Annotated in this window: 15 protein-coding genes and 3 tRNA genes; 5 read left to right on the top strand and 13 right to left on the bottom strand. The window is 74.3% G+C overall.

Going from position 1 to position 18540, the window contains the following annotated elements; translation table 11 throughout:
- Positions 1-9 precede the first annotated feature (9 nt).
- Both ACQEUR_RS05200 and ACQEUR_RS05195 read right to left on the bottom strand, forming a co-directional pair.
- Positions 10-453, bottom strand: a complete 444-nt coding sequence (locus ACQEUR_RS05200; RefSeq protein ID WP_433026156.1) for a hypothetical protein — start codon at positions 451-453, stop codon at positions 10-12.
- A complete protein-coding gene (locus ACQEUR_RS05195) occupies positions 441-833 on the bottom strand; it encodes a YbaB/EbfC family nucleoid-associated protein (RefSeq protein WP_433026153.1) in 393 nt (130 codons plus the stop codon). The genes ACQEUR_RS05200 and ACQEUR_RS05195 overlap by 13 nt, the downstream gene beginning before the upstream one ends.
- Positions 834-961: 128 nt before the next feature.
- Here ACQEUR_RS05195 and mycP point away from each other — a divergent pair, with 128 nt between their 5' ends.
- Positions 962-2254, top strand: coding sequence for a type VII secretion-associated serine protease mycosin (gene mycP / locus ACQEUR_RS05190; protein WP_433026150.1), 1293 nt, complete (start codon positions 962-964; stop codon positions 2252-2254).
- Positions 2255-2351: 97 nt separating this feature from the next.
- Here mycP and ACQEUR_RS05185 read toward each other — a convergent pair whose 3' ends face one another.
- On the bottom strand, positions 2352-2645 hold the full coding sequence (locus ACQEUR_RS05185) for a hypothetical protein (protein ID WP_433026147.1): 294 nt from the start codon (positions 2643-2645) through the stop codon (positions 2352-2354).
- Complete coding sequence (locus tag ACQEUR_RS05180; protein ID WP_433026144.1) at positions 2642-3010, bottom strand: WXG100 family type VII secretion target; 369 nt, start codon at positions 3008-3010, stop codon at positions 2642-2644. Before ACQEUR_RS05180 ends, ACQEUR_RS05185 begins: the two co-directional genes overlap by 4 nt.
- A 175-nt stretch (positions 3011-3185) precedes the next feature.
- Between ACQEUR_RS05180 and eccCa the strand changes: the two genes are divergently transcribed.
- The 3 genes from eccCa to ACQEUR_RS05165 all read left to right on the top strand — a co-directional run bounded on the left by eccCa (position 3186) and on the right by ACQEUR_RS05165 (position 9229).
- Complete coding sequence (eccCa, locus tag ACQEUR_RS05175) at positions 3186-7190, top strand: type VII secretion protein EccCa (protein WP_433026141.1); 4005 nt, start codon at positions 3186-3188, stop codon at positions 7188-7190.
- Between the two features lie 163 nt (positions 7191-7353).
- On the top strand, positions 7354-7620 hold the full coding sequence (locus tag ACQEUR_RS05170) for a hypothetical protein (RefSeq protein WP_433026138.1): 267 nt from the start codon (positions 7354-7356) through the stop codon (positions 7618-7620).
- A 1-nt stretch (position 7621) separates the two neighbouring features.
- Complete coding sequence (locus ACQEUR_RS05165; protein WP_433026135.1) at positions 7622-9229, top strand: hypothetical protein; 1608 nt, start codon at positions 7622-7624, stop codon at positions 9227-9229.
- Positions 9230-9482: 253 nt separating this feature from the next.
- Here the strand turns inward: ACQEUR_RS05165 and eccB are convergent, their stop codons facing one another.
- Positions 9483-10907 carry a type VII secretion protein EccB gene (eccB, locus tag ACQEUR_RS05160; protein ID WP_433026132.1) on the bottom strand — a complete coding sequence of 475 codons (1425 nt, stop codon included), beginning with the start codon at positions 10905-10907 and terminating at the stop codon, positions 9483-9485.
- Position 10908: 1 nt separating this feature from the next.
- On the bottom strand, positions 10909-12291 hold the full coding sequence (gene eccD, locus ACQEUR_RS05155) for a type VII secretion integral membrane protein EccD (protein ID WP_433026129.1): 1383 nt from the start codon (positions 12289-12291) through the stop codon (positions 10909-10911).
- 188 nt (positions 12292-12479) lie between these two features.
- On the opposite strand from eccD, the gene ACQEUR_RS05150 reads away from it, so the two are divergent.
- Positions 12480-14069, top strand: coding sequence for a protein kinase domain-containing protein (locus tag ACQEUR_RS05150; protein ID WP_433026126.1), 1590 nt, complete (start codon positions 12480-12482; stop codon positions 14067-14069).
- A gap of 103 nt (positions 14070-14172) precedes the next feature.
- Here ACQEUR_RS05150 and ACQEUR_RS05145 read toward each other — a convergent pair.
- From ACQEUR_RS05145 to crtI, 7 genes are all read right to left on the bottom strand, one after another.
- A tRNA-Phe gene (locus tag ACQEUR_RS05145) sits at positions 14173-14246 on the bottom strand.
- Positions 14247-14299: 53 nt separating this feature from the next.
- Positions 14300-14373: transfer RNA gene (locus ACQEUR_RS05140), tRNA-Asp, on the bottom strand.
- 24 nt (positions 14374-14397) lie between these two features.
- Positions 14398-14470: transfer RNA gene (locus tag ACQEUR_RS05135), tRNA-Glu, on the bottom strand.
- A gap of 137 nt (positions 14471-14607) precedes the next feature.
- The gene (locus ACQEUR_RS05130) at positions 14608-15429 is read right to left on the bottom strand and encodes a polysaccharide deacetylase family protein (RefSeq protein ID WP_433026123.1); all 822 of its coding nucleotides are present in this window, start codon (positions 15427-15429) and stop codon (positions 14608-14610) included.
- A gap of 122 nt (positions 15430-15551) precedes the next feature.
- Positions 15552-16478, bottom strand: a complete 927-nt coding sequence (locus ACQEUR_RS05125; RefSeq protein ID WP_433026120.1) for a MerR family transcriptional regulator — start codon at positions 16476-16478, stop codon at positions 15552-15554.
- Positions 16468-17037 carry an isopentenyl-diphosphate Delta-isomerase gene (idi, locus tag ACQEUR_RS05120; protein WP_433026117.1) on the bottom strand — a complete coding sequence of 190 codons (570 nt, stop codon included), beginning with the start codon at positions 17035-17037 and terminating at the stop codon, positions 16468-16470. The genes ACQEUR_RS05125 and idi overlap by 11 nt, the downstream gene beginning before the upstream one ends.
- Complete coding sequence (gene crtI, locus ACQEUR_RS05115; RefSeq protein WP_433026114.1) at positions 17034-18539, bottom strand: phytoene desaturase family protein; 1506 nt, start codon at positions 18537-18539, stop codon at positions 17034-17036. The genes idi and crtI overlap by 4 nt, the downstream gene beginning before the upstream one ends.
- Position 18540: the final 1 nt, after the last annotated feature.

The raw sequence follows: 18540 nt of genomic DNA, 5'->3' as shown, positions 1-18540 counted from the left end.
GGCCTACGGTTAGCGGGTGGGGCCGGTGGAGCGGATGGTCTGGGCGGCAACCTCGTTGGCCCGCTCGTACGCCCTGGTGGCGGCGTCGCCAACCTCTCCGGCCCCCTTCACGTCGCGGCCCAGGAGATCGCCGAGCCAGTCAAGCTGCTCGACCGCCGGGTCGATCCCCTCCCGGAAGTTCCGGCCGTTCTCGTCGTTGCCGAGCTGTTGCAGGAGGTCCCCGATCTGCCGCATCGAGGACCGGAAGTCGGTGTGGAACGTTTCGCCCGTCTGGATCACCTGCTTCATCAGCGACGAGGTCTGCTCGACGTTCATCGCCATGCCGTTGCCGACCGCCGGGGCCGCGGCCGACGTCCCCGCCAGCGTCGCCTCGCCGGCTGAGGGTACGGCGGGACCCGGACCCGGTCCGTCGCCAATGGGTCGGCCGCCGCCGTCACCGATCACCGTTGCCATGGCTGTCGGCTCCTCTCCGGATCGCTGTCGAGCAGGTACTGGACCGGGTCGGCCAACGGGTCGACCTCCTCGTCGGGTCCGGCCCCGATCAGGCGCGCGATGATCCGGCCCGCGTCCCGGCCCGCCGCCTCGGCCGCGTCGCGGATGGTGTCGGCGATGGTCCGGGCCAGCGCCGTCGCGTCCGGATCGCGGTAGATCCGGGGGTCCAGTTTGAGGTCGATCAGCTCGCCCCGGCCGCCGACCGTCGCCGCGACCAGCTCGTCCGCCGACTCGGCGGTGACCCGGATCCGGTCGATCCCGTCGCGCATCGCCAGCACGTCCTCGGTCAGCCGCCGGTATTCGGCGAGCCGTCCGGACAGCTCGACGGCAGAGATGTCCATCGTGACCTCCTCCCCGATCCACACGCCCGACCATGAGCATCTCGGCCGCCGGGGATGCGCGGGCTCACAGTGACCGCTTCCGGTCACCGGTGACCAGGGCCGAGAGGCGTGGCCGGAGCATGCGCATCATGAGAAGACCCACCGCCGTCCTCCTGGCCGTCGCGATGGCGGCGGCCGTACCGTCGGTGCTGGCCGTACCCGCGTCGGCCGCGCCGCCGGCCGGTGCCTGCCGTGACCCGGAGCCCGGGCGGTCGGTCATCGCCGACCTGCCCTGGGCGCAGCAGTTGCTCGACCTGGGCGGCGCCTGGCGACACAGCACCGGGGCCGGCGTCGTCGTCGCGGTGGTGGATTCCGGGGTGGACGCGGACCACCCGCAGCTTCGCGGACGCGTCCTCGCCGGGCAGGACTTCTTCCTCGTCGGCGACCTGCGGGGCAACTTCGACTGCGTCTCGCACGGCACCGCGGTCGGCTCCATCGTCGCCGCCAGGGCGGTGAACGGGGTGGGCTTCCGCGGGGTCGCGCCCGGGGCCCAGATCCTGCCGATCCGGGTCACCGACCGCGAACTCAACGACCAGGGCGAGCCGACCCCGATCGACCCCGCCGCCGTCGGGCAGGGCATCCGGTACGCCGCCGACCGCGGCGCCAAGGTGATCAACCTGTCGCTCTCCGGCTACGGCGACTTCCCGGCGGTGCGCAACGCGGTCCGCTACGCCCGGTCCAAGGACGCCCTGGTGGTGGCCGCCGTCGGCAACCGGGCGGACCGCGGCCCGGCCACGTCGTATCCCGCGGCCTATCCGGGAGTGCTGGGCGTCGGGGCGATCGACATCGCCGGCGCCCGGTCGTCCGGCTCACAGGTCGGCGACTACCTGGACCTGGTGGCGCCGGGCGCGGGCGTGGTCGGCGCGACCCGGGTGCGGGGGCACGCCTACCACGACGGCACCAGCTTCGCCGCGCCGTTCGTCGCCGGCACCGCCGCCCTGGTGCGTTCGGCCTGGCCCGACCTCACCGCGGACCAGGTGGCCCAGCGGCTGATGGCCACCGCCGCGCCGGCCCGGGGCGGGCGGGCCAGTCGGGAGTACGGCGCCGGCGTCGTCGACCCGTACCGGGCGGTGACCGAAGGGCTCTCCGAGCACAGGCCGCTCGGCATGCCCGAGGTGGTGCCTGCCGCGGCGGATCGGGAGGCGGTGCGGGCCGCTGCCTGGTGGGACCGGACGAGCACCAGTGCGAAGCTCGGCGCCGGTGCGGCGGCGGGAGCCCTCACGCTGGCCGCGGTCCTGGCCTGGGCCGTGCCGAGGGGCCGGCGCCGGCGCTGGTTGCCGGGCCGGGCCGAGGTGCTGCCCGCCGTTCCACCCCGCGACGAACCGCCCGAGGAGATCTTCCTGTTTCCGCCGCCCCCGGTGGAGGAGCCGGCGCGGCGCTGATGGCGGTGCGCCCACTGCGACGGGTGCCGTGGAGACCTCCAGGACAGCGGCCCCGGGCAGGTCGCCCGGGGCCGCTGCGTCGTGGCTGGTCCGCCGATCAGTCGGGGATCGCGGCGCGGACCTGGGCCAGGGTGTCCTGGTAGAGCGTGTTCGCCCGGTCGACGGCGACGCCCAGCATGCCGAGGAAATCTGCGTTCACCCTGTCGAACTCCAGCGCCGCCGTGCTGACCTCACCGAACTTGGCACCGGCGAGGTCCGGCCACTCGGTCTGCAGATTGTTGATGACGGAGGACCAGGTGTTGTGTTCGTCGCCGACGCCGGCGGTGGTCGTGGCGATGCCCTGCCGGAGTCCGTCCAGGGCCCCGAAGTCCGCCCTTACCCAGCCCGTCATGCCGTGACTCCCCTCTGGCCACCGAGGGCGCCGCCCCACGGGGCACCGCTACCGGCACCGTTCACGATTGACGTCGCCTCGACGTTGGCGTCACCGTATGCGAGGCCGCCCTTTTGCAGGGCCGTGCCCTGCCCTTCGAGTTTGAGAAGGAAGTTCTCGGCGGCCGCGCGCCATTCGATTTGCTTCTCCTTGAACGCCTGATCCGCGCCCCCCTGCCAGCTGGGCATCACCTCCGCGACAATGGCCTCCAACTTCTGGATATAGCTGTGGAGGGATTGATGGACCACGTCGGCGGCCTGGGCCCCCGACTGGATCTCATCGGTCTGACCGGCAAGTAGATTCATCGGCTGCTCCTTCTTGCTCATGCCGGGTGCTGGTGAGCCGGGCGGCCCGAAGACCGCGGGTGCGGCCCCGGTGTCGACGCTAGGGGCGCCCGGTCAACCGGCGGCCACCTCGGCACCTTCCTGCCATCCCGGCCCACCCGTGGCCAGCAGCGGCGACGATCCCGGCACACGCGAAGACGTAGGGGAGGTCGCGCTCATGGCGACGGTGGTGGTGCGCAGGCCGTCTCGCCGGCCCGCTCCGGAGATGCCCTCCGGAGAGCTGTTGTTGGAGGCGCCCCCGGAGATCCCGCCACCGCCGGCCCGGCAGTGGACGCAGATGATCATGGTCCTGCCCATGATCGCGATGATGGCCGCGATGGTCCTCATGTTCACCAGCGGCGGAATGTTCGGCGGCGGCAGCGGCAACAGCGGGTACGCCACGATGCGGTACGTCATCTTCGGGCTGTTCGGGGTGGCGATGCTCGCCATGGTGGCGGCGGCCTTCCTGAACAGTGGCGGGCCGAGCAAGCGGGAGATGGGCAACGCCCGTCGGCTCTACCTGCGGGGCCTGGCCCAGCACCGGATCCGCGTCGGCCGCGCCGCCAACCGGCAGCGGACCGCGCTCTGGTACCTGCACCCCGACCCGGAAAGCCTGTGGGCACTGGTGCCGAGCTACCGGCTCTGGGAACGGCGCCGGGACGACCTGGACTTCGGCGTCGCCCGGATCGGCGTCGGCCGGCAGAGCCTCGCCACCCGCCTGATCCCGCCGGACACCAAGCCGCTGGAGCAGTTGGAGCCGCTCTCCGCGCTCGCCCTGCGCCGGTTCATCACCACGCACTCGGCGATCCCGGATCTGCCGCTGGCGATGGCGGTCAACGGATTCAGCCGGATCCACCTGCGCGGCGACCACGATCGGGTCACCGGTCTGGTCCGGGCGATGTTGGCCCAGCTCGCCACCCTGCACGCCCCGGACGACCTGCGGATCGCGGTCTGCGCCGGACCGGAGTGCCGGGACGAGTGGGAGTGGCTCAAGTGGCTGCCGCACGCGCTGCACCCGGAGCGTACGGACGCGCTCGGTCCGGTCCGCCTGGTCGCCCCGACGATCACCGGGCTGGAGGCGATGCTGGACGACCTGCTGGGCAGCCGGCCGCGCTTCGACCCCGACAACGGCGCCGTCCGGGTGGCCGGTCCGCATCTGGTGGTGGTGCTCGACGGCGGCGCCATCGCCGGCTCCGACCACCTGATGACCGGCGGCGGTGTCGAGGGGGTCTCCGTGATCGACCTGACCACCCCGCCGCCGCGGGCGCTGGAGCGGTCCACCGTGGTCCTGGAGGTCGGCGACGACGGCTCGCTCGCCAGCGCGACCACCGACGGAGAGACCGAGCTGGGCCGGGCCGACAGCCTCTCGCTGGTCGCCGCCGAGGCACTGGCCCGCCAGCTCGCGCCGCTGCGGCTCACCGGGGGCAGCCGCGGCGAGCAGCCGCTCAACGCCGAGCTGGGCCTGGAGGACCTGCTCGACCTCGGCGACCCGTACGGGTTCGACCCGGACGACACCTGGGTGCAGCGGCCCAGCCGGGACCGGCTGCGGGTGCGGTTCGGCATCCGGCCGGACGGCACCCCGATCGAACTGGACCTCAAGGAGTCCGCGCAGGAGGGCATGGGTCCGCACGGGCTGCTGATCGGCGCCACCGGCTCCGGCAAGAGCGAGCTGCTGCGTACCCTGGTGCTCGCGCTGGCGGTGACCCACCCGCCGAACATGCTCAACTTCGCGCTGATCGACTTCAAGGGCGGCGCCACCTTCGCCCGACTGGACCGGCTGCCGCACACCAGCGCGGTGATCACCAACCTCGTCGACGAGCTGCCGCTGGTCGACCGGATGGCGGACGCCATCAACGGTGAGCTGATCCGGCGCCAGGAGCTGCTCCGGGCGGCCGGCAACTTCTCCTCGCTGCGCGACTACGAGAAGGCCCGGGCGGCCGGGGCGCCACTGGCCGAGGTACCGACGCTCTTCGTGGTCTGCGACGAGTTCAGCGAGCTGCTGTCGGCCCGGCCGGACTTCATCGACATCTTCGTGCAGATCGGCCGGGTGGGCCGCTCGCTCGGTGTACACCTGCTGCTGGCCAGTCAGCGGCTGGAGGAGGGCCGCCTGCGTGGCCTGGACGCCCACCTCTCCTACCGCGTCGGCCTGCGTACCTTCTCCGACATGGACAGTCGGGTGGTGCTGGGGGTGCCCGACGCGTTCTCGCTGCCCCGGGCGCCGGGGCACGGCTTCCTCAAGTTCGGCACCGAACCGATGACGCGATTCCGCTCGGCGTACGTCTCCGGGGTGCACAGCCCGACCGTCGTGGTCCCCACCGGCCCGGGCGAACCGGAGCAGCTCGGGTTGGCCGAGTACTCGACCGCCTACCTCGCGCCGAAGATCGAGGAGGACCAGGAGCCCGCCGAGCCCGCGGAGGACCCGGACGAGGCCGTCGGGGAGAGCCTGCTGGACATCCTGGTGGACCGGATCGCCGGCCGGGGCACTCCGGCCCACCAGGTGTGGCTGCCGCCGCTGACGGAGTCTCCGACGCTGGACGAGCTGCTCGGCGGGCTGACCGCCGATCCGGGTCGAGGGCTGCGGGCGGCCGAGCCCGCCCGGAACGGGTCGTTGCGGGCCGTGGTGGGCGTCGTCGACCGCCCGCTGGAGCAGCGACGCGACCCGCTGGTGCTGGACCTGTCCGGCGGAGCGGGGCACGCCGTGGTGGTGGGTGCACCGCGCTCGGGCAAGACCACCGCGCTGCGCACGATCATGGCCAGCCTCGCGCTCACCCAGACGCCGCGCGAGGTGCAGTTCTACTGTCTGGACTTCGGCGGCGGCACGCTCGGCTCGCTCCGCGACCTGCCGCACGTCGGCGGGGTGGTCGGCCGGCAGAACCCGGCGGCGGTGCGGCGTACCGTCGCCGAGGTGGCGGCGGTGCTGGCCGAGCGGGAGCGCCGGTTCGCCGAGCGGGAGATCGACGGAATGGCCAGCTATCGGGCACTGCTCGCCAGGGGCGAGGTCACCGACGATCCGCACGGTGACGTCTTCCTGGTGGTGGACGGCTGGTTGACGCTCCGCAAGGACTTCGAGGACCTGGAGGAGGTGGTCGCCGGGATCGCCGCTCGCGGGCTGGCCTACGGCGTGCATGTGCTCGCCTCCTGCGCACGCTGGTTCGACCTGCGACTTGCGGTCCGGGACCTCTTCGGCACCCGGGTGGAGCTGCGGCTCGGTGACCCCATCGACTCGGTGATCGACCGCAAGGTCGCCATGCGGGTGCCGGCGAACGCGCCCGGCCGGGGGATCAGCGTGACCAAGCACGAGATGCTGGTGGCGCTGCCGCGCGTCGACGGCCAGCGGACGCCCGACGACCTGACCGCCGGGTTGGCCGGGCTGGTCGACGCCGTGCGCGGCGCCTGGCCGGGCGAACCGGCACCGGCGGTGCGGATGCTGCCCGACCGGGTGCCCTACACCGCCCTGCCGGCGAGCGACGACCCGCAGACCCGCCAGCTCGCCGTCGGCATCGCCGAGCAGGATCTCGCACCGGTGCGGCTGAACTTCGACGCCGAGCCGCACGTGCTGCTCCTCGGTGACGTCGAGTCCGGCAAGACCGGGTTCCTTCGGATGCTCACCCGCCGGATCGTGCAGACGTACGAGCCCAGCCAGGCCCGGATAATCGTGGTCGACCACCGGCGCGGGCTGCTCGGCGAGGTGGGGACCGAGCATCTGCTCGGCTTCGGCACCGACCTGCCGACCACGACGCACCTGATCTCGGAGGCGGCCCGTGCCATGGTCGACCGGCTGCCCGGCCCCGACGTCACTCCGGAGCAGCTGCGCAAGCGGGCCTGGTGGGCGGGGCCGGAGCTGTTCATCCTCGTCGACGACTACGACATGGTGATCACACCGGCGAACAACCCGCTGCAGCCCCTCCTGCAGTACCTGCCGCAGAGCCGGGACATCGGCCTGCACCTGGTGCTCACCCGACGCACCGGCGGGGCCGGCCGGGCGATGTTCGACCCGTTCCTCTCCCGGATCCGCGACGTCGGCTCGGCCGGCCTGCTGCTCTCCGGATCGAGGGACGAGGGGCCGCTGCTCGGCGGTCTCCGGGCCGAACCGCTGCCGCCGGGCCGCGGCCGGCTCGTCACCCGCCGGGGCGGGTCGGCGCTTGTCCAGCTCGCCTGGCTGCCGCCCGCGGACGCGGAGTGACCGCTTGCGGTCGCCGGGCACCTCGCCGGGCGACCGGATGCTCAACTGAACCGACGGCGCCGACTCAGCTGGACCGGGAGGACGGATGACACAGCCAGGCAATTTTCTCAGCGGTAGACCCGAGGGGATGATGAGCTACCAGCCCCCACGGGTCGATATGACAATGGATGAAGCCGCTCAGTGCGGCATGATGGGCGGCTGCCGGGAGCTGGTGAAGGCGGACCACGACTCGCTCACCGCGCTGCGCGGCTACTTCGGCAACTTCAACGCCCGGATGGACGAGCTGCAGACCTTCGCGGGCGCGAGCGGCAAGGCGTACCTCAACGCGAACGACGAGAACCGGCTCGCCTTCGACGGCCTGCTCGCCAATCCCCCGAGGCGGATCGCTCCGACGTTCCTGCCGGGCCTGGAACTCCCGGAGGGAGACTGAGATGCCCTACACGCCACCGGGAACCGGCCCCCTGGCAGACCTGCTCAACATCATGGAACGGGAGCGGCAGCACGCGACGGCTCTGGAGAGCCGGCGAGAAATGTGGTTGTCCGCGTACGAGGAGCTGAACGACGCGGCTATCGCCCTGCGCAAGGAGAACGAGGCACTGGCCGCAAGCTGGGGAGCCGACGGCGAGAGCAACGGCGTCGCCTTCCAGGACGTCACCACGACCGAGCTGAGGCACCTCACGGATACCGTCCTGTACCGCATGGGCGGCGGCGAGCGGAGCACGGCCGGCGGCACTGACGGGGGCATGCCGCGAACCCCGTGGGGCGCGCTGGCCAGACTCATCGACGAGATCCACGTGACGCACGCCTTCGTCAAGGACCTGCACGACAGGGCGGCGGCGGCGCAGGCACAGATCGACAGCATGCAGGTCTCCGGGTTCACCTCCGCGTTTCTCGACAGTGAGGGCCGCCAGGATCCGCGGGACGCCCTCCAGAGCGAGATCCGTGGCTACCGGACGGCCGCCCTTGAGAAGATGAACGCACTGGACGAGGTTTTCCGGACGGCGGCCGGCGTCCTGACCGCCGCGGCTCCGCCGGATATCGTGCGACAGAGCATGGAATCGCAGATCAGTCTCCCGCCGGCGGGCAATCCTGGCGGCGCCTCCCCCGGCGGGTCGGACGCCTACGCCCAGCCTCCGGGGGGCGGGCCCGGCGGCGTGCCGGGAGCGACCAACGGCACCACGGCGGTCGACAGCGCCATGGCTGCCAGCGGCGAGATGGCGACCGACGACGTCGTGGCCGGCGCCAGCCCGCCCGCCGGAAGCGAGGCCAATCCGTCGCTCTCCGGCACGGCGACGGCGGCTCCACCCACCATGCCGCCCGGCGCCGCCCCGGGGCCCGGCGGAGGCGCTCCCGGTGGGATGACCGCCCCGCCGCCGACGGTGCCGCCGGGTGGTGGTCCCGGCGGCTTCGGCCCGACCATCCCACCGCCGATCCCGCCCGGCGGTCCCGGGGGCAGCCGCGTCCCCGGTCCCAACGTCGGCGGCGGCGCCCGCGTCCCGGGTGTGAACCTCGGCGCTCTCGGCGGCGGTGCCGGCGCGGGCAGCTTCGGCGGGTTCGGCGGCTCCGGCGGGTTCGGCGGCGGTGTTGCCGGCGTCGGTTCCTCCTCGCTCCCTCAGGCTGCCGCTCCGGTCGGCGTGCCGGCGCAGGTCGCGCCGAGCGGCCCGCCGCCAGCGCTGCCCACCGCCGCGGCGACCGGTGCCTCGGCCACCGCCGGCGGTGCGCCGATGATGCCGCCGCCCATGATGCCCCCGATGGCAGGGGCACAGCCGGGCGGAGGAGGCGGCGCGGGGCCGGGGTCGGGCGCGGCCCGATCCGGGGCGACCGGCCGGAGCCGAGGGCCGCAGAACCCCACGCCCGGCATGCCGGCGCTGCTCAGCGGCAAGGCGGGCAAGGGCAACCCGCAGGCGGCACCGGTCCGGCCGCGACGGATCCGGGAGTCGGACGCACCGAGCACAGTGGAGCTGATCGACGAGGACCTGTGGCAGGTCGACAAGCGCGCGGAGGAGCCCCGCCCGGCTTCGCGGATCCGCCGCCACTGACCCCGCCACCGCACGCGGCGCGGCCCCGGGGAGATCCCTCCCCGGGGCCGCTTCGCTGTCCGCGGTGCCGAAGCGGGCGACCCCGACGGCACGACGCGGCCCCGGAGAATCTCTCCCCGGGGCCGCTCTCCCGGCTGTCGCCCGGGCGTCAACCGGACGCGCCGATGCCCGACCGGCTCCGGGCCGCGGCTGCCGCGATCGCCGCCCGGGACGCCGCCCCGTCCGGAGTCGCAACCCCGACGGCCAGCCAGGCCTACACCTGGCTGCGGCGCAGGGCGCCGTCGTGGCTCAGGGTGGTGCCGATCGGCAGCCGACTGACCACGCCGGCCGGCATCTCGACACCGCGTACCCCTGGGTAGCCCAGCACCTCAAGGATCCTCGGCAGAGCCACCGGGTAGGCGACGCCCATGTCGGTGACCAGCAGCAGGGTGCCGGCCGGCGCCTCCGGACTCGGCTTCGACTCCACCACCGCGGCGCTCCCACCCGGCACCAGGACCCGATCGGCGAGCCGGGTGCCCCGTTCGGTGCTGCGCGGGGTCGCCCGCATCGGGTCGGGTGCCGGCATCGCCGGGTCCAGCAGCACGGTCGGCACCGACTGCCCCGGGGTGAACGCCAGGCACATGGTGGTCGCCGCGCCGCCGGCGGCGAACTCGGGCCGCAGGACGGGCGGATCCCCGACCGCCACGGGCACGGCGCGCGCCTGCTTCGCCCCGGCCGCCTCCAACAGACTGAGCGGGACAGCGGCCGGATCGCCGCCCGGGTACGCGGCCGCGATGCCCTGGGAGGCGAGCTGGATGTCGTACTGCAGCTCGGTGATCGGCCGGAGCCGGTCGACCTCGGCGAGATAGTGCTGTACGCCGCCGGAACTCGTCGCCACCAGCACCTGTCCGGCGCGGATGTCCTTGCGCCCGGGCACCGCCTGGGACGCCTTGCCGACGTCGCGCACCGCGACCGGCGCGACTGGCCGGCCCGCCGGCAGCACGTCGACCACCGCCGGGCTGACCGGGATCGCCGGCCCGGTCCGCAGCGCCACCTCCACGGCGCTCGCGTCGGCCTTGTCGATCTCGTGCCGGTGCCCGCGCAGCACCAGGTGGCGCTGGCCGGTTCCGGCGACCTCGACCAGCAGCGCCCGGTCCGCCAGCGAGGCGCCGCCGGCCGGCCCGTGCCCGACCATCAGCACCGACTCGGCCACGGCCGCCCCGGCACGGTCCCGCCCCGGCTGCGAGCAGAACGTCCAGCCGCCGCCGAGCAGCCGCTTCGGCGCGGGCAGGGTCTCCGGGGCGTCCGGGATGCCGATCCGGGGCCCGCGCGGCACCCCGACCAGCGAGTTGCGCGACACGACGCGGGTCGCCGCGTACTTGTCGAGCGCCAGCAGCGCCGAGGTGTAGTTGGCGACCGGGTGCAGCCGGCCGTCCACGTAGACGTAGCGGGTGCCGGTCTCCTTCTCCACCACCACCACGTCGCCCTTGCGCCAGCTCGCGTTGCCACCCGGCACGATGATCCCGTAGATGCCGACCACGGCCAGGGCGATCACCGCGATGGCGATCCCGCCGTACGCGGCGTAGACCGGCCGGCGGAACGGCGGCTGCTCCGGATCGCTCTCCCTGGTCACCAGCCCCGAGATGACCCGCTCCACCATGAACTGGTGGGCGTGCAGTTGGTCCCGCTTGGACGCCATGTCAGCCCCCCAGCCCGCGTACGTAGCCGTAGAGGCCGAGCACCGAGCAGGTCACCGGCAGGATCGCCAGCACCACCAGCACCTCCAGGATCTCCGCGTACCGGCCCAGGTAGGGGCCCGGCCGCTTGCGGCTGTAGAGCCGGGCGAGCAGTGCGACGAGCGCGCCGACCAGCAGCAGCACCGGGCCGGACACGACGAGCAGGTCCGAGCGATCCGCCATCAGCGGCCCGGTGGCCAGGCAGGTCGCCCCGGTGATCCCGGCGAGCAGCATCGGCATCCGTTGCCGGCCGATCGGATAGAGCCGGGCACGGAGCAGGAACCCGATCGCCAGGATGGTCGCCAACACCACGGCGGCGGTGCTGCCGCTGCGTAGCAGTAGCACCTGGCACCCGGCGGCGACCAGCGCGAGGCCGCCCACCATCCCGGTGAGCAGGCTGTCCGCCCGCAGCACGGCGGCGTACACCGCGGCGCGGGGCGGCTGGGGGTCGTCGCGCATCAGGTCGGCGGCGGCACGCGGCAGGACCGGCATGGGTACCCGGCTCAGTCGGATCGACAGCGGTGCGAGGGCGGGGGAGAAGGCCAGCCCGACGCTCGCCAGGATCGCCGCGCTCTCGTGTGCCACCAGCGCGTCGAGGGTGGTCAGCCAGCCGCCGACCACGCAGAGCAGGCCGACCATCGCACCGCCGACGAAGAGCGCGGCCCGGTCCACCACGCCGACCAGCCCGACGATCGAGGCGAGCAGCAGCGCGGCACCGGCAGCCAGCAGGTGTGGCGCACCGAGCCCGGTCAGCGGACGGTCCCCGGCCAGGGCCAGCCCACCGCCGGTGGCCGCCAGGGGCAACGCGACCAGTGCGGCGACCGCCCCCACCCCGGTGTCGCCGCCGGCCCGGGCCAGCAGCACGCCGCCGGCCAGCAGCAGGCCGGCCGCGCCGAGCGCCCACAGCGCCGGACCGGGCCACGGTGGGCCGGCCCGGAGCACCGCGACCAGGCAGAGCAGGACGGCCAGCGCGCCGACGGCGAGTCCGGCGCCCCGGGTGTGCCGGGGACCCCAGGTGCCGCCGAGCCGCGCCGAGCCGGTGGTGATGGCGTCGACCAGGTCGTCGTACTCCAGCTCGGGCCAGTCGGTACGGGTGTGCGTCAGGTGCAGCACCTCGCCGTCGCGTACCCGGTGTCCGGCCAGCGTGCGGGTCGGCTCCAGGGCCGTGCCGTCGGCGCGGCGCAGCGCCCAGCCACCCGCGTCGACCCCGGCGTCGGCCAGGTTCTCCCCGGCGTGCGCCAACAGGCCCGGCAACAGTTCGGCGAGCGGTGAGCGTTCGGGAAGGGCCAGGTCGATCCGCCGGGCCGGCGCCGCAACGGTCACCCGGACCAGGCCAGTTGTGTTCATGTCAACTCCGAGACATCCGCCTCCGGCGGCAGCAAGCTGCCGCAGTGCCCACCCGGGAGGGGGGACACACCTACCCTGACGGGACACGATCCGCCGGGGAACCGGATCGGCAGCTAGCGGACACGTGACCGGGGAGTTGTCGCGGGCCGCGCCTGCCTTGGACAGAGCGGGCAGAGGTGAGCACGGCGATGGCGACGCCCGACATCGGTGAGCTGGTCCGGCTCGGTGACGGTCCCACCGCCACCGTCTACTCCGGACAGCACCGGGGTGTGCCGGTCGCGCTGAAGGTGTTCCCCCGGCGTCTCGACAAGCGGACCATGGCGGCGTTCAGCCGGGAGCAGTCGACGCTGGCGGGTCTGCGGCGGTTCGCCCCGATTCTGCCGGTGGACGGGGTGGACGAGCTGCCCACCGGTGAACCGGTGGCGCGGATGGAGCTGTGCCCGCAGTCGCTCGCCGGGCTGGTCGGCCGGGTCGGTCCGCTGAACCCGGTGGACGTCGTGGTCATCGGCCGGACGGTGGCGTTGGCCCTGGCCGCCGCGCACCGCGCCGGCCTGCCGCACGGCGGGATCTCCCCGCACAATGTGCTGTTCCGGGCCTCCGGCGAGCCGGTGGTGTCCGACTTCGGGGTCACCCTGCGCCAGGCGATGGCCCGGGCCCCGCTCTCCGCCGTCGACTACCTGCCGCCGGAGGCGCTCGGCACCGGAGCGCTGGACCAGCGCGGTGACCTGTACGCACTCGGCGCGGTGCTGCACTTCGCGCTGACCGGCCGGCCGCCGTACCCGGGGCGGCTCGGCGAGCAACCCGGCGACCGGGTACGGCGGATCCTCGGCGAGCCGGTGCCGGTGACGGCCGCCGAGGGCGTTCCCGAGGCGCTGGCCACCCTGGTTGTCCGGCTGCTCGCGGCGGACCCGGCGGAGCGGCCGATGGATGCCGGGGAGGTGGCCGACCAGCTCGGTGCGCTGCTGCCGGAGCCGCCGCCGGAGTCGGACGTGGACGAGTTCGACGATTTCGCGGGGGCACCGCCGGTCCCGGTGCCGGAGCAGGCGCCCCCGGCCCCGCCGCCGCCGGCCCCGGCTCCGGATCCGGCGCCGACCGTCCAGGTGACCGCCTACCCCGACGAGTTCGACGACTTCGCCGCGCCGGCCCCGATGCCGCCGGTCGCCGGGCCGGCGCCCATCGCGCCGGTCGCGGAGCCGGCCCCGATGGTGCCGGTCGCCGGGCCGGCCCCGATGGTGCCGGTCGCCGGGCCGGCTGCGATCGCGCCGGTTGCCGGGGTGGGTGGCGGCCAGTTCGCGGTGGATCCCCGGCCGTCGGACCCGGAGCCGCTCGCGGCCCCCGCCGTGCCGCCGGCGGGGCGGCCCGGCCGGGCGACCCGGTACGCCCTGGTCGCCGGCTGTGCGGTGCTGGTCGGCGTGCTGGTGTGGGTGCTGGCCCGGCTCCTGACCGGTGACCCGCAGGAGATCGCGGCCACGCCCCCGCAGGTGGTGGCGACCCCCGGCAGCGGGGTCAGCGCGCCCGGGGTCGAACTGGACGCGCCCGGGGACGGTGCCGACAAGGTCAAGCTGACCTGGCGGAGCGGCGGCGGCGAACTGGAATTCGCCGTGGTGGTCGCCGAGGAGGGCGAGCCGACCCGGGTGCTGCCGGCGGGGCGTGACCGCAGCATGACGGTGCCGGTCGAGCCGGGGCGCCGGTACTGCTTCCTGGTGCAGGCCACCGACGGCACCCGGGTGTACGAGAGTGCGGCGGTGCCGCTGCGGGGCGCGACGTGCCGCAGGTAGCGCCACGATCCCGGCGCGGCCCGGGCCGCGTGCCGGCCAAGACAAAGAACGCCTACCGGCGTTTCCGCTGGTAGGCGTTCTGATAGCCCGGCGAAAGGCTATGTGGCCAGGGGCGGGGTCGAACCGCCGACCTTCCGATTTTCAGTCGGACGCTCGTACCAACTGAGCTACCTGGCCCGGTCCTCCGAAACGCGGAGCGCCGCGCTCAGGTGGCGCGGCGATCTGCGTAGCGGTCCTGACGGGACTTGAACCCGCGACCTCCGCCTTGACAGGGCGGCGAGCACTCCAACTGCTCCACAGGACCTTGCTTACCGGCTGTGGCCGGTCGTACCCCCAACGGGATTCGAACCCGTGCTACCGCCTTGAAAGGGCGGCGTCCTGGGCCGCTAGACGATGAGGGCGGCCCCGCAATCATTACACATGCAACTTTGCGGCTGTGCTCCCATCCGGCCCCGCCGGAGGCTCCGAAAGCATACGTGATGCCCCGCCGCCCGACCAAACCGGTATCCGGCTCCGGACAAACAGCCGCAAAGCCCCCTTACCGCAGCCGGATGAGGCCGTACCTCCGCTTCAGGGAGCTGAGCACCGTCGGGCAGGCGCCCAGGGTGCCGCTCCGGTCGCCGCCGCCGTCGTGCAGCAGCACGATCGAGCCGGCCCGTACCTGCTGGTCGATCCGTTTGTTGATCACCGATGCGGCCGGCTTCTTCCAGTCGGCCGGGTCGACGTCCCAGTGCAGCGACGTCATCCCCAACTCCCGGGCCACCCGGACCACCGTGGGGGTCCACATCCCGCCCGGCTGGCGGTAGTAGCCGATCCGGGCTCTGGGAACCGCCCGCCGGATCTCCTGGTTGGTGCGCAGCAGATCGGCCCGTACCTGCGCCGCCGGCTTCTTGCCCAGCTTGAGGTCGTGGGCCCAACTGTGGTTGCAGAGGGTGTGGCCCTCCCGGGCGATCCGGGCGACCAGCGCCCGGTACTTGCGCACCTTGACCCCGACCACACAGAACGTGGCCTTCACCTTCGCCCGCCGGAGCTGGTCGAGCACCTTCGGCGTCCACTCCGGGTGCGGCCCGTCGTCGAAGGTCAGCGCGACCGCCCGTACGCCGGTCAGCCGGACGGTCTTCAGCGGCCCGATCTTCGGCCGGGGCTTCGTTTTCGGGGTGGGCTTCGGCGTCGGGACCGACGGCATGCCGTGGCCGGGCCGGTTCGGGCCGGCGCTCGGGGTCGCCCCGTCCGGACCGGCGGACGCGGCGACGGGCGGTGCGGCGTCGGCCGGCCCGCCCGTGCGCTCCGGGTCGTCCGCGCATCCGGGAAGTGCCAGCAGCAGGGCCAGACCGGCCGCCAGGGCCGCTCGTCGCGTCATGGGGGCTCCCGAGGTTGTTTCGGGTTACGGCCGCCCCACGCTAGCGGAGCCGGCGCGTTCCCGACATCCCCGGCCAGATGCCTTCGGGTGGTGCGTACCGGATCTCACCGGCCCCCGGATCGTCAGCCGGGTGGCTCCGGCACGGCCCCCAGCAGGGCGACCGCCTCGGCCAGCGTTGCCGGGTGGCGTACCCCGCCGGGAAGTGCGTCGAGCGGCCAGCCGGGCCCGGCGGCCAGCACCAGCGGCGGACGCCGTGGCGCGGAGAGCAGGGCGGTGAGCTGGTCCGGGTCGCCGGTGGCCGGGGTGTGCGACCAGACGACGACGGCCTCGGGGGCGGTCCGGCGGACGGCGGCGACCAGCGCGGCCACCGGCGTCCGGGCGCCGAGCTGCCGGCAGGGCACGCCGGCCTCGGCCAGCGCGGCGGCGAGCGCCTCCAGCGGCAGCGTGTGCTGTTCCTCGTCGGCGCAGGCGAGCAGGACCCGGGGCGGTTCGCCGGCGTCGGGCGGCCGGGGGACCGTGCCGAGCACCTCCGACACGGCCCGGGACAGCAGGTGCTCCACCTCGACGAACCCGCCGGTGGCGGCGTGCCGTTCGCCGACGCGGGCCAGGACGGGCCGCAGCAGGCTCTCCCAGGTGGCGACGACGCCGTCCGAGCCGACCGACCGGGCGATGGCGGTGCGCATCGCCGCCGGGTCGAGCCGGCCGGCCGCCCGGGCCAGGCCGCGGGCCGCCGGTCCGGCCCGGCGTACCGGGATGACCGCGCCGCCCCTTCCGCGTGACCCGGCGGCCGTCGCGGCGGTCCCGGCGGCCCCGGGTACGGCGGAGGCCCGCCGCGCCCAGCGGGCGGCGTCGGCCGGCCGGACGCCCTCGGCGGTGAGCCGGCGCATCACCTCCAGCCGGGCGAGGTCCTCGACGGAGTAGCGGCGGTGCTGGCCCGGCACGTGCCGGCTGGGCCCGAGGCCGTACCGCTGGTGCCAGGTCCGCAGGGTGGTGACCGCCACGCCGAGCCGCCGGGCGACCGCCCCGGCGCTCAGGCCGTCATCGGCCACCCAGCCGCTCCGCCGGGTCGTCCTCCGGCACCGTGAGCTGGCGGAGCACGCCGCCGAGCCAGGGCGCGTACCCGGTCGGGTCGGCGGCCAGGGCGGCGCGGAGTTCGTCGGGGTGCACCCAGCGCAGGTCGGCGACCTCGTCCGGGTCGGGCAGCACCGAGTCCTCCGGGGTGAACTCGCCGCGCAGCACGTGGTCGTACTCGTATTCGACCCGACCGGTGGCCGGGTCCTCCGCGCGGTAGAGGTAGACGCCGATCTCGGTGAGCGGGAGCGCCCCGATGCCGAGTTCCTCGCCGAGCCGGCGGTGCGCGGCGGTCTCGACCGGCTGACCCGGGGCAGGATGTCCGCAGCAGGTGTTGGCCCAGCGCAGCGGGAAGCGGGTCTTGACGGCGGCGCGCCGCTGCAACAGCACCCGTCCGGCCGGATCGACCAGCAGTACGGAGAAGGCGCGGTGCAGCAGCCCCGGCGCCCGGTGCGCCTCGTCGACGGTACGGGAACCGATCGGCGAGCCGGTCTCGTCGACCAGCTCCACCAGGTGCGTCTCACGATCGGCGTTCATCGGCCACCTCCGGTCACCCGGGCAGCGGCGAGCTTTCCGGAAATCAACACCATGGGCACACCCACACCCGGCTGGGTGCCGGATCCTACGAATACCACATTGGACAGCGAGGGATGTAGGTTGGCCGGGCGGAACGGTCCGGTCTGCCAGAGGGTGTGCGCGGCGGCGAACGGGGTGCCGGCGGCCATCCCCGCGTCGGCCCAGTCGGCGGGGGTGACCACCCGGCGGACCTCCACGCTGTCGGCCAGACCGTGGTAGCCGCGCCGCTCCAGGGTCGCCAGCAGCTCGTCCGCGTACCGCCGGTCCAGCCCGCCGCGCCAGTCCAGCCCGGCGCCGCGCTCCAGGTTGGGCACCGGGGCGAGCACGTAGTAACTGTGCCGCCCGGCCGGCGCGACCGACGGGTCCGTCCGGCTGGGGTTGGTGACCAGTAGCGAAGGGTCCGACATCAGCCGGCCCTGCCGGATCACCTCGTCGAAGGTGGTACGCCAGGCCCGCCCGAAGTGGATGTTGTGGTGGGCGATCCGCCCGTACGCCTGGCCGGAGCCGACGTGCAGCACCACGCAGGACGGCGAGTAGCGCAGCCGGCGCGGGCGCGACGTGGGCGGAAGCAGGTCGCGGTAGGCGACCGGCAGGTCGGGGTTGAGCACGACCACGTCGGCCGGGATCCGCTCGCCGTCTGCGGTCAGCACCCCGGTGGCCCGGCCGGCCGAGGTCTGGACCCGGGTGACGGTGGTGTCGTAGCGGATCCGGACGCCGTGCTTCTCGGCGGCGCCGGCCAGCGCCCGGGAGACGGCGTGGATGCCGCCGCGCGGGAACCAGACCCCGGCCACCGAGTCGAGGTAGGCGATCACCGTGTAGATGGCGAGCGCGTCCTGCGGTGCCAGGCCGGCGTACATGGCCTGGAAGGAGAAGATCCGGCGGGTCCGGGGGTCGGCGAAGAACTGGTTGACCTTGGTACCCATCCGCCGGAAGGCGCCGGCGGCGACCAGCCGCAGCAGGTTGGCGGTGAGCAGGTCGGCGGGGCTGTCCAGGTTGCGGTCGATGAAGTCGGCCCGTTCGAGCTGCCAGAGCCGGCGGGCGTAGTCGACGAACCGCAGGTAGCCGTCGGCCTCGCGGGGGCCGCAGACCCGGGCGACCTCGCCGGCCATCCGTACGGTGTCGGTGAGCACGTCCAGTGTGGAGCCGTCGGGATAGTGCGCCCGGTAGGCGGGGTCGAGCGGGACCAGGTCGAGCCAGTCGGTCAGCTCCTCGCCGACCGCGCCCAGCGCCTCGGCGAGCAGGTCCGGCATGGTGAGCACGGTCGGCCCGGTGTCGAACTCGTAGCCGCCGACGGCCAGCCGCCCGGCCCGGCCGCCCGGCACCGGCTCGCGTTCGGGCACGGTGACCTGCCGACCACTGCCGGCCAGGTGCAGGGCACAGGCGAGCCCGCCGAGGCCGGCGCCGACCACCACCACCCGGTCGGTCCGGCCGGTCACGCCGGTCCGCCCACGTACGGTCCGCACC

It is taken from the genome of Plantactinospora sp. CA-290183, assembly GCF_050936375.1.
Classification (GTDB): domain Bacteria; phylum Actinomycetota; class Actinomycetes; order Mycobacteriales; family Micromonosporaceae; genus Plantactinospora.
The sequence above is the reverse complement of the archived record's forward strand: the minus strand, read 5'-3'. Positions and strand labels throughout refer to the sequence as shown.

What these genes read in the sequence shown, in the direction of transcription:
- ACQEUR_RS05185 (WP_433026147.1), bottom strand. Translation starts at nt 2,645, where the DNA reads ATGACGGGCTGGGTAAGGGCGGACTTCGGGGCCCTGGACGGACTCCGG.
- ACQEUR_RS05150 (WP_433026126.1), top strand. Translation starts at nt 12,480, where the DNA reads ATGGCGACGCCCGACATCGGTGAGCTGGTCCGGCTCGGTGACGGTCCC.
- eccD (WP_433026129.1), bottom strand. Translation starts at nt 12,291, where the DNA reads ATGAACACAACTGGCCTGGTCCGGGTGACCGTTGCGGCGCCGGCCCGG.
- eccB (WP_433026132.1), bottom strand. Translation starts at nt 10,907, where the DNA reads ATGGCGTCCAAGCGGGACCAACTGCACGCCCACCAGTTCATGGTGGAG.
- idi (WP_433026117.1), bottom strand. Translation starts at nt 17,037, where the DNA reads ATGAACGCCGATCGTGAGACGCACCTGGTGGAGCTGGTCGACGAGACC.
- ACQEUR_RS05170 (WP_433026138.1), top strand. Translation starts at nt 7,354, where the DNA reads ATGGATGAAGCCGCTCAGTGCGGCATGATGGGCGGCTGCCGGGAGCTG.
- ACQEUR_RS05195 (WP_433026153.1), bottom strand. Translation starts at nt 833, where the DNA reads ATGGACATCTCTGCCGTCGAGCTGTCCGGACGGCTCGCCGAATACCGG.
- ACQEUR_RS05165 (WP_433026135.1), top strand. Translation starts at nt 7,622, where the DNA reads ATGCCCTACACGCCACCGGGAACCGGCCCCCTGGCAGACCTGCTCAAC.
- mycP (WP_433026150.1), top strand. Translation starts at nt 962, where the DNA reads ATGAGAAGACCCACCGCCGTCCTCCTGGCCGTCGCGATGGCGGCGGCC.
- eccCa (WP_433026141.1), top strand. Translation starts at nt 3,186, where the DNA reads ATGGCGACGGTGGTGGTGCGCAGGCCGTCTCGCCGGCCCGCTCCGGAG.
- ACQEUR_RS05130 (WP_433026123.1), bottom strand. Translation starts at nt 15,429, where the DNA reads ATGACGCGACGAGCGGCCCTGGCGGCCGGTCTGGCCCTGCTGCTGGCA.
- ACQEUR_RS05180 (WP_433026144.1), bottom strand. Translation starts at nt 3,010, where the DNA reads ATGAGCAAGAAGGAGCAGCCGATGAATCTACTTGCCGGTCAGACCGAT.
- ACQEUR_RS05200 (WP_433026156.1), bottom strand. Translation starts at nt 453, where the DNA reads ATGGCAACGGTGATCGGTGACGGCGGCGGCCGACCCATTGGCGACGGA.